This is a genomic window from Paenibacillus tritici, from assembly GCF_013204885.1.
In the GTDB taxonomy this organism is placed as follows: domain Bacteria; phylum Bacillota; class Bacilli; order Paenibacillales; family Paenibacillaceae; genus Paenibacillus_AQ; species Paenibacillus_AQ tritici.
Window position 1 is genome coordinate 22,298 of the sequence record NZ_JABMKX010000006.1, and the last position, 12,672, is coordinate 34,969.

Below are 12,672 nucleotides of genomic sequence, written 5' to 3' on the forward strand. Positions count from 1 at the left end.
GAAATGAAAGGGAGGAATTGCGATGAAGTACAGTTATTTGGGTAAATCCGGGTTGAAGGTCAGCCAGCTCTGTCTGGGAACGATGAATTTCGGACCAGAAACGGAGGAGAAGGAAGCCTTCAGAATTATGGACGCCGCACTGGATGCGGGGATCAATTTCTTCGATACGGCGAATGTGTACGGCGGTCAGGACCGCCGCGGCTGGACGGAGGAGATTATCGGCCGCTGGTTTCAGCAGGGCGGCGGACGGCGCGAGAAGGTCGTGCTGGCCACCAAGGTGTACAACGACATGTTCGACGAGCAGGACGGTCCCAATTCAGGCTCCGGCTTGTCCGCCTACAAGATCAGACGTCATTTCGAAGGCTCGCTAAGACGGCTGCAGACCGATCATATCGAATTGTATCAGATGCATCATATCGACCGGAACGTTTCGTGGGAAGAGCTGTGGGGTGCGTTTGAGATTCTGGTATCCCAGGGCAAAGCCGATTATATCGGCTCGAGTAACTTTGCGGGCTGGCATATCGCGGCTGCACAGGCGAAGGCCAAGGAACGTCATTTCCTCGGCCTTGTCTCCGAGCAGCATCTGTACAACCTGCTGGAGCGGACCCCGGAGCTTGAAGTGCTGCCGGCTTCGAAGGAACTGGGTCTGGGTGTCATTCCATGGAGTCCGCTGGCCGGTGGCCTGCTAGGCCGCAATGCGCTCTCCAAGACCGGCGTGCGCAGCGCCCGTTCAGACAAGCTGGAGCAGCACCGCAGCCAGCTGGAGCGGTTCTCCGCGCTCTGCAAGGAGCTGGGCGAGCATGAGGATCAGGTCGCCTTGGCCTGGGTACTGGCGAATCCGGCAGTGACTGCGCCGATTATCGGACCGCGTACGATTGAGCAGTTCGAGGATTCGCTGCGGGTTACGGAGATCGTACTGGAAGAAGCTGTGCTGAAGAAGCTGGACGAGATTTTCCCTGGACCGGGCAAGCCGGCACCGGAAGCTTACGCCTGGTAAGCTAGTTTTTGCACCTATACATGAATAATGGCCGGATGTTCCCTGCGGGGAGCATCTGGCCGTTTTGTTATTTGGGAGAGGATGATAACTCTTTTATTGTGGATTAGGGTTAGGGCTAAATGAGCCAATAAAGAGCATTAGTGCACTTGAATTGAGCGGACGTTGGTTAAATGAGCCATTGAAGAGCATTAGTGCACTTGAATTGAGCGGACGGTGGTTAAATGAGCCGATGAAGAGCATTAGTGCACCTGAATTGAGCGGGCGGGGGCAAAATGAGCCAATGAAGAGCATTAGTGCACCTGAATTGAGCAGGCGGGGGCTAAATGAGCGGATGAAGAGCATTAGTGCACCTGAATTGAGCACCGCTCCTCTCAGCTCAGACCTCACCGGGCTTTGCCTGCTGCCGGACCGATTCAACCACACATAATTCGCCCTCCTCATTCAGCTCAGCATAAGCAACAGAGGCCGGATTAGGATAGCCGCTCTTCCGCAGCTCCTGCATCAGCCAGCTTTCATTTTTGCCCAGGCTCTCCAGGGCCGTATACCGGATTTCGCCCGATTCTATCAGGCTCTGCGGAAGCTGTACCTCCCGCGCGGGGATCTGAAGCTCCTCCCGGGTGGCCGGTTCATACGAAGGTTTCTTCAATAGGCTTAAGGAGCCGTTCGTTTCATAGATGGCATAGGCCACCTCGTTGATAGAAAAGGTATCCTTGGCCCGCAGCATCATCCGCAGCTGCTCGAAATCCAGATTGTTGCGGCGCAGCTTCTCCAGATCGACTTTACCGTCCCGGATCAGAATCTCCGGCTCCCCTTCCAGCGGCTTGCGCAGCTTGCGGATATGCTGGGTAACCTTTTCAAAGAGGATAGAGAGTACCGTCCATACAGCCAGGGTGAACAACAGCATCAGGACAGAATGCTTCTCTTCATATATGGTTTCACCGACCAGGTCTCCCAGAATTACGGCAGAGATGAAGTCAAAGGGCGTAAGAGCAGAGATTTCTTTTTTGCCCAGCAGCCGGGTCATGACCCATAATCCGATGAAACCGGCGATTAACTTAATGAATATTGAACCGTACTCCATGAGTAACCACCTTCCAAAATGTGAATGGATTTAAGAGTGTTTAACCAGTGTTCCAAGCGGTGTAACATGCAAATTGACCCTGCGCTACAGCAGCTTGCCGGTTGCCGCCTAGGCACCGGGGTGAATCAGGGCAATGACCTGTGGTAGACTGGATTCGGGGACAGGTAACGGGGCTGGGAACAACAAGAGAAGAAACGGGGGGCGTTATATGCTTTTTTATCTGGTAGCTGCAATAGTGCTGATCCTTGATCAGACTACCAAGTGGATAGTGCGCACCCATATGGAGCTCGGGGAGATCCTTCCTTCCTGGAGCCCGCATATGCGGTTTGAGTATTATGAGAACAGCGGCGCAGCCTTCAGCTCCTTTCAGGGTTACGGGAAGTATTTTGCCATTGTCGCTGTTGTTTTTGTAGCCGTAATACTCTATTACCGGCGCCAGGGCGCCATCCGCGGACCCCTGCTCGAAGCAGCCAGCGGATTTCTGGTTGGAGGAGCTGTAGGCAATGGCATCGACCGGGTGATCTATCATCAGGTTACAGATTTCCTGGTGTTCGGGAGCCGCGGCGGGATTATGAATCTGGCTGATCTGGCCATTAATGCCGGAGGCATCCTGATCTTAGTCTACCTGCTGCTGGACTACTTCCGGCCAAAAACAGCCCGCGGACGGTTATAAATACTGTGTTCAGACCGCTTCGGGCTATCATATTATCTAATGCAAGTTATCATTATTAGTAATGAACCCGCCTAAATCAGAGCATTTTACTATGATTTAGACGGGTTTTATGCATTTTATACATATATTTACCTTATTATCTACATAGTTCCTGTTATATGATGCGTTGATCGTTTCCTGCGAATGTGTTAGCCTGAGTTCATGATCTTAAGAGGAAAGAAGATTGCACGTTAAGGAGAGGTCGATATTGTTGCAACTACAAGTTACAAACAGTCCTTTTAATGAGAAACAGGCAGAGCTGCTGAACAAGCTTCTGCCAACGCTGACGCAGTCTCAGCAGGTGTGGTTAAGCGGTTATTTGTCCGCGCTGTCACTGCAGGGTAGCGGGGGGCAAGGAAGTCTGCCTGTACTCCCCGCTGCTGCTGAACCGGTAACAGGCGGAGCAGTGACAACAGTCGCTAAGCCGGAGACACCGCGTGAAGTTACCGTATTGTTCGGCTCCCAGACCGGCAACTGCCAGCGGCTGGCCGTGAGCCTCTCCCGTAAGCTGGAGGAGCAGGGCTTCCAGGTTACGGTGGCCGCTATGAACAGCTTCAAGCCGAACGGACTTAAGAAGGTAGAGAACCTGCTGCTGCTGGTCAGCACCCATGGTGAAGGTGAGCCGCCGGATAATGCCCGTGCCTTCCATGAATTCCTCTATAGCAAAAGAGCGCCCCAGCTTCCCCACCTGCGCTTCTCGGTACTCGCGCTGGGGGATACCTCCTATGAATTCTTCTGCCAGACCGGCAAGGATTTCGATCAGAAGCTGGAGGAGCTGGGTGCACAGCGGTTAAGCCCGCGTGTAGATTGCGACCTGGATTATGATGAGCCGGTAGCTGAGTGGTTCGGCCATGTGATCGGCGCGCTTAACGGTTCACAGAATACCTCAGGGATTGCAGATGCAGCGGTTCAGGCCGCTGAAAGCGCCGAGTCTCTGGAATCCTCCTATTCACGCAATCATCCCTTCCATGCTGAAGTACTGGAGAATCTGAATCTGAACGGACGCGGCTCAGACCGCGAGACCCGCCATCTGGAGCTGTCGCTGGCCGGTTCGAATATCACCTTTGAGCCGGGAGATTCACTGGGGGTATATCCTGAGAACCACCCGCAATTGGTAGAAGACATTATTGCCGCCATGGGCTGGAATAGGGATGAGCGTGTCCCGCTTAATAAGAAAGGCGAAGAAGGTACTCTGCATGAAGCGCTGCTGCGGCATTATGAGATCACAGTACTGACGAAGCCGCTCCTGGAGCAGGCTGCCGGGCTGGCCTCTACCCCTGCACTGCAGGAGCTGTTAGCCCCGGAGCGGCAGCAGGATCTGAAGAATTATATCCAGGGCCGGGATCTGCTGGATTTGATTCAGGATTATGCCCCGTGGGAGGTTCCGGCCCGAAGCTTCGTGACCATCCTGCGCAAGCTGCCCGCGAGACTGTATTCTATAGCCAGCAGCTATAATGCCAACCCGGACGAAGTACACTTCACCGTAAGAGCCGTGCGTTATGAGTCACACGGGCGTGAGCGTTACGGCGTCTGCTCGGTACACTGCGCAGAGCGGGTGCAGCCGGGTGCCACCTTGCCGGTCTATATCCAGAATAATCCGAACTTCAAGCTGCCGGCTAATCCTGATGTGCCGGTGATTATGATCGGTCCGGGTACCGGGGTTGCCCCGTTCCGCTCCTTCCTGGAGGAACGGGAAGAGCAGGGGGCACAGGGCAAGTCATGGCTGTTCTACGGCGACCGGCATTTCGTTACAGACTTCCTCTACCAGACGGATTGGCAACGGATGCTGAAGGACGGTGTTCTCAGCAGGCTGGATGTTGCCTTCTCACGCGATACAGAGGAGAAGGTGTACGTACAGCACCGTATTTTGGAGAAAAGCAAGGAGCTGTACCAGTGGCTGCAAGAAGGCGCCCATGTATATGTATGCGGGGACGAGAAGCATATGGCGCATGACGTCCACTCCGCACTGATTACAGTGATCCAGGAGGAAGGCGGACTAAGCCCGGAAGCGGCTGCTGCCTATCTGGAGACACTGCAGCAGGAGCAGCGCTACCAGCGCGATGTGTATTAAGCAGGACTTAGGCGAAAGAGGAGAGAATCAGCGATGGCAAATAATGAACCAGCGGTGAAGCCGATTGGCGGGCCACCGAGTGAGGTTGAACATATCAAGCAGGAGAGCAATTATCTGCGCGGGGCGCTTGTAGAGACCCTTAGTAATCCGATTACGGGAGGGCTGCCGGAGGATGATAACCGCCTGCTGAAATTCCACGGCAGCTATATGCAGGATGACCGGGATCTGCGCAATGAACGGGAACGCTCCAAGCTGGAGCCGGCTTATCAGTTCATGCTGCGGGTCGTAGCGCCCGGCGGAGTGGCAACTCCCGCACAGTGGCTCGTAATGGATGAGCTGGCCCACAAGTACGGCAATGGCACCCTGCGTCTGACGACGCGGCAGGCTTTTCAGATGCATGGGGTGCTGAAGTGGAATCTCAAAAAGACGATCAAAACCATCAACGACACCCTGATGACGACGCTCGCGGCTTGCGGCGATGTGAACCGGAATGTGATGAGCGGGCCTAATCCGTATCAGTCAGAGGTTCATGCCGAGGTCAATGAGTGGGCCAGAAAAATCAGTGACCACTTAGCCCCGCGCACCGCAGCTTACCATGAAATCTGGCTGGATGGCGAGAAGGTCGTGGACAGCAAGGTTGTTGAGCCGATCTACGGACCGGTGTATCTGCCCCGCAAATTCAAGATTGGCCTGGCTGTGCCCCCGTCCAATGATGTGGATGTGTTCTCCCAGGATCTGGGCTTCATTGCTATTCTGAAAGACGGCAAGCTTGCCGGGTTCAATGTCTCGGTCGGCGGCGGCATGGGCATGACACACGGCGATACGAATACCTATCCCCAATTGGGGCGGATCATCGGCTTCTGCCGTCCGGAACAGATGATTGATCTGGCGGAGAAGACCGTTACAATCCAGCGCGATTACGGCAACCGCTCGGTTCGTAAGAATGCCCGCTTCAAATATACGATTGACCGGCACGGCCTGGACTGGTTCAAGGATGAGCTGCACCAGCGGCTGGGTTGGACGCTTGAACCGGCACGCTCGTATCACTTCGATCACAACGGAGACCGCTACGGCTGGGTGAAGGGCATGGACGGCAGATGGAATCTGACGCTGTATATTCAAAGCGGACGGATACAGGATATCGAAGGTTATCCGCTGATGACCGGCCTAAGAGAGATCGCCAAAATTCACGGCGGAGATTTCCGGTTGACGCCCAACCAGAATCTGATTATTGCCGGAGTCAGTCAGGCGAAGAAACGCAAGGTGGCAGAGCTCGCCAAGCAATACGGGCTGACAGACGGGGCGCATCATTCTGCGCTGCGCAGAAGCTCCATGTCCTGTGTGGCTCTGCCGACCTGCGGACTTGCCATGGCGGAGGCGGAGCGTTATCTGCCGGTGCTGCTGGATAAGCTGGAGGTCATCATTGATGAAGCCGGACTGCGTAATGAAGAGATCATTATCCGCATGACGGGCTGCCCGAACGGCTGTGCCAGACCGGCGCTTGGCGAGATTGCGTTCATCGGCAAAGGCCCGGGCAGATACAACCTCTACCTGGGGGCAGGCTTCACCGGAGACCGGCTGAACAAGCTGTACAAGGAGAATGTTGACGAGACAGAGATTCTGGATATCCTGGGGCCGATGATCCACCGCTATGCCAAGGAGCGCAGCACCGGTGAACACTTCGGCGATTATGTAATCCGCAGCGGATATGTTAAGGCCGTTACCTCGGGACTTAACTTCCACGACTGATTTCGCCTGTTCTTCACCTCATAAAAGAACCTGTTCCCTAATGACTAGGGGACAGGTTCTTTTGAAAATATAAGAAGTTAAATGTTGCACACGATAACTTATCCTTCAATTTCTCGCTGAAAAGGTACCGTTCTTTAAAAGGACGGTACCTTTTCCACATGTTATTTCTATGAAATGTATGGTTGTACCCTATCCATCTACTGATTATTACATATAGTATAGTATCACTAATTGAAAGGGATGATAGCCTTGCCAACCTTCGACAGCATACTTGTCACAGGGAATCAGACAATTCAGCAGGATCTGCAGGTTAACGGAAATCAAACAATAATGGGGGCCTTAAACGTTGTCGGCAATGAAACCGTTTCGGGAGATATGCAGATCAACGGCAACCAGTCCATTGTCAACAGCCTGGCAACCGGAGGAGATGTCGATGCAGGCGGAAATGTGCTGGCGACCGGCCGGCTGTCAGCCAGTAACCAGCCTGCCTTACCAGCAGGCGTGGCAGCAATCCAGCAGGTCAGACATTATACCTTGCCGGTGCCGAATCAGCCGGGGCTAGTGCTAAAGGGCACAGATGGTCTGGATTATGTTGTTTTTATTGATGTCAGCAGCGGGACACCGAGCCTGGCTATTCATCTGGCGTAAATACAGGCTGCCTGGCTCCAGAATGCACAGAAGAAAGGCTTCCTGTCTGTTCCAGCGCTTTCTTGACCTCTTCGAGATAACGGAACCGGTGCTGCTGGTCCGGTTCCAGAAAGGCGCCTTCAGCCCACTCATTCCATGCGTTAATGAAGAGGAACTCACTCTGATACAGGGTTCTGGCCCGCTGGATCTGCTTCGTGAGATACCAGCCGAACTTGTGCGGCGAAGCCCCTATACAGCTCTGTCCCCTTTTGCCCAGCCGCGGTGTATTATCCCAGTTCACGTAGGCTCCCGGAAATATCTTGCCTCCGTTCCGGTGGGGAGAGCGGCTCAGGATTGACAACCAGACCTGGTCGTAGTCGAAGACGAGATGCTCCTGACCGTCGATGATCATGTAGTTCCACAGGCGCTCTGTGTTGCCGTGGGCAAAGGTGTAGTGCGGCTCGAATTCCACATTGGCATCAAAGCCGCCCTGGCCCGGAATGTCGAAACCGCCCAGTGTGCGGACAAAATAAATACCGTCCAGGCCATTCTGCAGCGCAAGGGTATTCCAGAACTGCAGCATCTCTTCGCAGCGGGGAATATTCCCCGGTCTATAGATGATGAATAAAGGTTTGTTGCCGATGCGGATATAACGCTTATCCTTAAAGGCGTCCAGCAGTTCATAAAAGTGGTTCTCCCAATCCTGTTCGTCTCCATACTCCTGGCGGATCAGCACTTCATGCTCTCCGCCGTCCCATTTGCGGGTCCAGGATTCATTCGCCCAGGAGAGGCAGAACGGAAAGTCCGGCTTGCCGGATGTCATAATATGCTTCAACGGCTGCTCCAGAAGGAGCTTGCCTTTGAACCAGTAATGGTAGTAGCAGAAACCATAGATGCCGTAGGCTTTGGCTACTTCTGCCTGCCAGTTTCTCGCTGCAGCGTTCGTCAGGTCATAATAATACTGTTCCAATGGTTCTTTAGGTTGTTGATGTCCTGAGTAGAGCGGGACAGCTTTCCTGGTGTTGGTCCATTCTGTGAAGCCATCTCCCCACCACAGGCTGTTCTCGGGAATGACATGAAATTGCGGCAATAAAAAAGCGATGAGCTTCAATCCACTTCCCTCCCCATTCTGCTGCAGGTAATCACTGTTTATGGTTGCAGACTCCACGTTTAGCTGTTAAAAACAGTATGCAGCAGTTTCGCCGCCATTTGCATAAATGAGTAATCATAGGTGCTCCTCCATAAGGCGCGGGTAGCCACCGCCCTTGCGGACTCCGGGTGATTTCGATAGTAGCGGAGCTTCTCGCTCAGTTCCTGCCTGGTGTGAAAAGTGATGATGTCTTCGCCCGGATTCATATATGCATACAGATTGGGATGATCCTCTGCCAGCTGGACAGCCCCGCAGGAAGCGATTTGAAAAGCACGAAGCGGCGGCTGCCCCCAGTGGATAATGGTCTCGGCGCCATTGTAATAATCCTGCAGCTCTGCACCAGGAGCCACCGGGATAATCCCGGGATGATCCTCCCAGCCTTGGCCGGCTGCATATACCTTACAACCGCTGAGCAGAGGAGAGAGCTCATGAAGGTAGACTATACCGGTTGGAAGTGCGTCGCCAAGCAGCAGCAGGTCGCAGCGGTAAGCTTCATCCACATATTTTGGAAGGAACAGGTTCTGGTCCGCTGCAAAAGGCAGATACAGAACAGAATTGCTGCCGGAGTGCTGATAAAACGGGATATGATACATATTTTGCGTAAAGACATAGTTAAACAGAGCTGTCAGGCGCCCGGTTGAGCTGCTCGTGCCGGAGCTGTCGGTGAGCCAGATAGCCTTTTTGAGATTGGCTCTGCGGATCACCTCCAGATCATTATCCGAGAAGCTTGTATCACTTCCGACGACCAGCAGCAGATCCGGGTTGAGCTGGGCAAGTGCTGTAGAGAAGCTCTGGAATGCCTTAATGGCTATTACTTCTTTGGTGAGCAGCCTGAACTGGTCGGCAATCAGCTGTTCAGTCTGCCACAGTTCTTCTCCCGGCATGGCGGATACAAGCAGAACCCGCAGTTTTTTGAACTCCACAGCCCTGGCAGGCTGAGGAAGATCAGCGGATAAGTTCTGTTGCTTTGTATTTATGTTTTTGAGTGCCCGGATTACCGTATGAGCAATAAGCTTTCGGGATCTGGGATGCAGACGAATGGCTTTGCCGGTGGTTCTGATACGGTGTTTCGTTTTTTTGTTCATGCGCTGCCGAAATCCCTCCTTACACTGTCTTATTTTATGAGAAAGCAGGAAATTTGCTACAATTTACAGATTGAATTTGGTTTTTTGGCGGTTTTCTAACATAATATAGAGTAGCACTACCCATTCAAAACCAAGAGCCATTATAGTGAGTAATGGATTCTGTACAGAAGAGGCGAAATTAATGATCATTATGAAGACGATGGAAGAGATTGAGAAGATGCGTGCCGCCGGTAAAATATTAGCTGAATGCCACCGGCAGATCGCTCAAATGATTAAGCCGGGGATTACCACCTGGGAGATCGACCAGTTTGCCGAGAAGTTCATCCTGTCTCAGGGAGCTACCCCGGAGCAAAAAGGCTATCACGGGTACCCTTATGCCACTTGCGCATCTGTGAATGATGTCATCTGCCATGGCTTCCCCAAGCACGAGGAGCTGAAGGATGGAGATATTGTAACGATTGATATGGTTGTCAACCTGAACGGCTGGCTCGCGGATTCAGCCTGGTCCTATGGCGTGGGTACGATAAGTGAACAGGCGGACAAATTGCTGGCGACCACCAAGGAGTCCCTGTTCAAAGGCATTGAGCAGGCTGTGGCCGGTAACCGCATAGGTGACGTAGCCCATGCCATCCAGGTGTACGCCGAGTCAAACGGCTATTCCGTAGTCCGTGATTTCATCGGTCACGGGATTGGCTCCGAGATGCATGAAGCGCCTGAGGTGCCACATTACGGCCCCGCAGGCAAAGGCCCGCGGATCAAGGAAGGGATGGTATTCACCATTGAGCCTATGCTGAATACCGGCAGCTACCGGACCAAAGTGGATGCGGACGGCTGGACAGCGCGGACGATTGACGGAAGCCTGTCGGCACAGTATGAGCATACGCTGGCGGTAACGCCGCAGGGGACGATTATTTTGACAGAGCTGTAATCACTTATCGGGGATACAGATCAGCTTGACACAGCAAAGGCAGGGCCGTCCGTGGAGGACAGTCCTGCCTTTGCTGCAAGGTTCACCTTGAATTAATCGGTAATATTCCGTGTGTAGTACTCAATGATATCCTTACGGCGGATGATGCCGAGGAAGATTCCGCTGTCGTCCACAACAGGAACGAAGTTCTGGTCTGCGGCCAGGGTCAGCATATCCTCCATCTGCGAGTGGATCTCTACGCTCTCGTTATGCACATGACGCTGAATGGTGCCTACGGTCACCCCGGCCATATTCTCGAAGCTCATGCCATCGGTGGTCTTCAGTTTCCATAGCAGGTCGCCCTCCGACAAGGTCCCAACATATTTGCCTGCTTCGTCAATAATCGGAATGGCTGAATAATAATGATTCTCCAGCTGCTCCAGCGCTTCCCGCATGGAGATCGAGGAGGTGATGAACGCCACCTGATCTTTGGGCAGCAAAAAAGAGGATATTTCCATAAGTTAGTCTCCTTTTCAGTAGGATGTGTTCATAACGTTATTACAATTAAAACATAGAACATGTTGTAAGCGCATTAAAATTCAGGTTACAACTTTGAAATAAACTGGTTGGGGAGGAAGATCAAAAAGGATATGCCGCCCTCCCAAGGGGAGAGCAGACATATCCTGAGAGTCTTTTGCAGCAGGGATATGCTTAAGGGGGATCAGCCGTTCTGCCCGTTGTCCTGGCTGAGCTGCCACTGGATACCGAATTTGTCCGTCAGACTACCGTAGGTATTGCTCCAAAAGGTCTTCTGCAGCTCCATGCTTACTGTACCGCCTTCCTTGAGCTTGTTGAACCACCCGGTAATCTTCTCTTCATCGGCATCCATCAGCGTCAGGCTGATATTATTGCCTTCCTTGAACGGCATGCCGGGGAACACATCGGAGAACATCACCGTACTGCCGGCAATCTGCAGTCTGGCGTGCATTACAAGCCTCTTGGCTTCTTCCGGCAGAGGGTGGGACGGATCGGGCGGAGCCTCGCCGAAAGTCATAATATGCGGGGCATCTGTCCCGAATACTTCAGCATAATATTCTACAGCTTCCCGGGTATTGCCATTGAAATTCAAGTACACATCAATTGCCACATACGTCACTCCTCTAGTGTCAAATTAAGGCAAGCTCGTTATTGTCACATTGTATCATGTGCCTGTCCATTTACAAATATACCGGGGGCGCCGGGAGCGGGGGAAGGTTTAGATGGGGCAGTTAAAATATTGTTCACCCATGCATAACACTGCTCCAGCTGCTCTGCCAAGATGAGGTCTGAGCGGTGCTCGAACAGGATCTTCACTTCACTGTTCTCCTCTCGGATGATGCGGAGATAATCTTCAACCGGAGCCCAGCCGTCTGCGGGGCTTAATTCCGGCAATGCCGGATAGTGGCTGTGCTGGACGGTGTCCTTGACCTGAATATTCGACAGATGGATCAGTGCTGCATACTTGGTGTATTTTCTCAGGAGTGCCCGGGCATCGAAATGGGGGTCAAGCTTATCCTGCAGATGCAGCCGGGCAGTGTCCAGACATAGCTTAATGCCGGGATATTTCACTAACAGCTGTTCCAGGAAATCATGATTATAAACATAACTACTCAGTCCGTCGAATTCCAGAATAGGCTGGAAATGATACTCAAGACTCTTCCGGCTAAGCCATTCAAAGAGATGCTCACTGCGCTCTATCAGATCTTCCAGAGAGATCTCACTCTCATATATATACTCTCTGCGGTCACCGAACCGCCAATAACGCCAGTCCACGCGGTCATCCAGGATGACCGGCTTCGGGTAATGAAACAATACATATTCTGGACGGAGCTTGACCATGTAATCCAGCTCTTCCTGAATATGCTGGAATGCCCCGGCACGCTCATGCTCATCTTGCGAGAGAAACAAGGCGTCGCGCAGCCGTGAAGCATCTGCTCGCAGCGGAAAGTGAACACCGGTATGGAAATTGTGTTTCTTCGCTTCGGCGATCAGATTGCTGCAATCTTCCTCTGTGTTGAAAGAACAAGCCTCGATACCGTAGAATCCGGTCTTGAAATCCTTATGAAATTTACTGTAGTCAAATTCTCCATACTGACCAATCATGAATTGCTGCAAGTCATTCACCTCAAACTCAAATATGTTGTTGAGAATGTTAATTCGCCAGGATACAGTGTTTACCTGCCTGGCTGTTCAAGATAGACAGCAGTCAAGCCGTTCCATATACTGAAGACAAGTCTGGGATACAGCAGAGGAG

General features: G+C 52.6%; 12 protein-coding genes. 6 read left to right on the plus strand and 6 right to left on the minus strand.

The window, feature by feature from the left end:
- Window positions 1–22 precede the first annotated feature (22 nt).
- A complete protein-coding gene (locus tag HQN87_RS11715; protein WP_173132675.1) occupies window positions 23–997 on the plus strand; it encodes an aldo/keto reductase in 975 nt (324 codons plus the stop codon).
- Window positions 998–1,373: 376 nt separating this feature from the next.
- Here HQN87_RS11715 and HQN87_RS11720 read toward each other — a convergent pair whose 3' ends face one another.
- A complete protein-coding gene (locus HQN87_RS11720) occupies window positions 1,374–2,078 on the minus strand; it encodes a DUF421 domain-containing protein (protein ID WP_173132678.1) in 705 nt (234 codons plus the stop codon).
- Window positions 2,079–2,286: 208 nt separating this feature from the next.
- Between HQN87_RS11720 and lspA the strand changes: the two genes are divergently transcribed.
- The 4 genes from lspA to HQN87_RS11740 all read left to right on the plus strand — a co-directional run bounded on the left by lspA (window position 2,287) and on the right by HQN87_RS11740 (window position 7,258).
- Entirely contained in the window at window positions 2,287–2,751 is a 465-nt protein-coding gene (gene lspA / locus HQN87_RS11725) for a signal peptidase II (RefSeq protein ID WP_173132681.1), read from the plus strand.
- Between the two features lie 250 nt (window positions 2,752–3,001).
- Complete coding sequence (locus HQN87_RS11730) at window positions 3,002–4,861, plus strand: assimilatory sulfite reductase (NADPH) flavoprotein subunit (RefSeq protein WP_173133658.1); 1,860 nt, start codon at window positions 3,002–3,004, stop codon at window positions 4,859–4,861.
- Between the two features lie 33 nt (window positions 4,862–4,894).
- Window positions 4,895–6,610 (plus strand): assimilatory sulfite reductase (NADPH) hemoprotein subunit, encoded by a 1,716-nt coding sequence (gene cysI / locus HQN87_RS11735; protein WP_173132697.1) that lies wholly within the window; start codon window positions 4,895–4,897, stop codon window positions 6,608–6,610.
- A gap of 330 nt (window positions 6,611–6,940) precedes the next feature.
- Entirely contained in the window at window positions 6,941–7,258 is a 318-nt protein-coding gene (locus HQN87_RS11740; protein WP_254075466.1) for a hypothetical protein, read from the plus strand.
- Here the strand turns inward: HQN87_RS11740 and HQN87_RS11745 are convergent.
- Window positions 7,242–8,348: a glycosyltransferase WbsX family protein gene (locus HQN87_RS11745; RefSeq protein WP_173132701.1), complete on the minus strand. Its 1,107-nt coding sequence runs from the start codon at window positions 8,346–8,348 to the stop codon at window positions 7,242–7,244. The two genes, HQN87_RS11740 and HQN87_RS11745, sit on opposite strands and share 17 nt — an antisense overlap.
- A gap of 59 nt (window positions 8,349–8,407) precedes the next feature.
- A complete protein-coding gene (locus HQN87_RS11750; protein WP_173132703.1) occupies window positions 8,408–9,472 on the minus strand; it encodes a CgeB family protein in 1,065 nt (354 codons plus the stop codon).
- Between the two features lie 181 nt (window positions 9,473–9,653).
- Between HQN87_RS11750 and map the strand changes: the two genes are divergently transcribed.
- Window positions 9,654–10,400: a type I methionyl aminopeptidase gene (map, locus tag HQN87_RS11755; protein ID WP_173132705.1), complete on the plus strand. Its 747-nt coding sequence runs from the start codon at window positions 9,654–9,656 to the stop codon at window positions 10,398–10,400.
- Between the two features lie 92 nt (window positions 10,401–10,492).
- Here map and HQN87_RS11760 read toward each other — a convergent pair whose 3' ends face one another.
- From HQN87_RS11760 to HQN87_RS11770, 3 genes are all read right to left on the minus strand, one after another.
- The gene (locus HQN87_RS11760; RefSeq protein WP_173132707.1) at window positions 10,493–10,897 is read right to left on the minus strand and encodes a CBS domain-containing protein; all 405 of its coding nucleotides are present in this window, start codon (window positions 10,895–10,897) and stop codon (window positions 10,493–10,495) included.
- Window positions 10,898–11,100: 203 nt separating this feature from the next.
- Window positions 11,101–11,526 carry a VOC family protein gene (locus tag HQN87_RS11765; protein ID WP_173132709.1) on the minus strand — a complete coding sequence of 142 codons (426 nt, stop codon included), beginning with the start codon at window positions 11,524–11,526 and terminating at the stop codon, window positions 11,101–11,103.
- Window positions 11,527–11,570: 44 nt separating this feature from the next.
- Complete coding sequence (locus HQN87_RS11770; protein WP_367272707.1) at window positions 11,571–12,542, minus strand: sugar phosphate isomerase/epimerase family protein; 972 nt, start codon at window positions 12,540–12,542, stop codon at window positions 11,571–11,573.
- Between the last annotated feature and the right edge of the window lie 130 nt (window positions 12,543–12,672).

Excerpts from the sequence above, each read along its gene's own strand:
- HQN87_RS11715 (WP_173132675.1), top strand. The coding sequence starts at position 23 with ATGAAGTACAGTTATTTGGGTAAATCCGGGTTGAAGGTCAGCCAGCTC.
- HQN87_RS11720 (WP_173132678.1), bottom strand. The coding sequence starts at position 2,078 with ATGGAGTACGGTTCAATATTCATTAAGTTAATCGCCGGTTTCATCGGA.
- lspA (WP_173132681.1), top strand. The coding sequence starts at position 2,287 with ATGCTTTTTTATCTGGTAGCTGCAATAGTGCTGATCCTTGATCAGACT.
- cysI (WP_173132697.1), top strand. The coding sequence starts at position 4,895 with ATGGCAAATAATGAACCAGCGGTGAAGCCGATTGGCGGGCCACCGAGT.
- HQN87_RS11740 (WP_254075466.1), top strand. The coding sequence starts at position 6,941 with ATGGGGGCCTTAAACGTTGTCGGCAATGAAACCGTTTCGGGAGATATG.
- HQN87_RS11750 (WP_173132703.1), bottom strand. The coding sequence starts at position 9,472 with ATGAACAAAAAAACGAAACACCGTATCAGAACCACCGGCAAAGCCATT.
- map (WP_173132705.1), top strand. The coding sequence starts at position 9,654 with ATGATCATTATGAAGACGATGGAAGAGATTGAGAAGATGCGTGCCGCC.
- HQN87_RS11760 (WP_173132707.1), bottom strand. The coding sequence starts at position 10,897 with ATGGAAATATCCTCTTTTTTGCTGCCCAAAGATCAGGTGGCGTTCATC.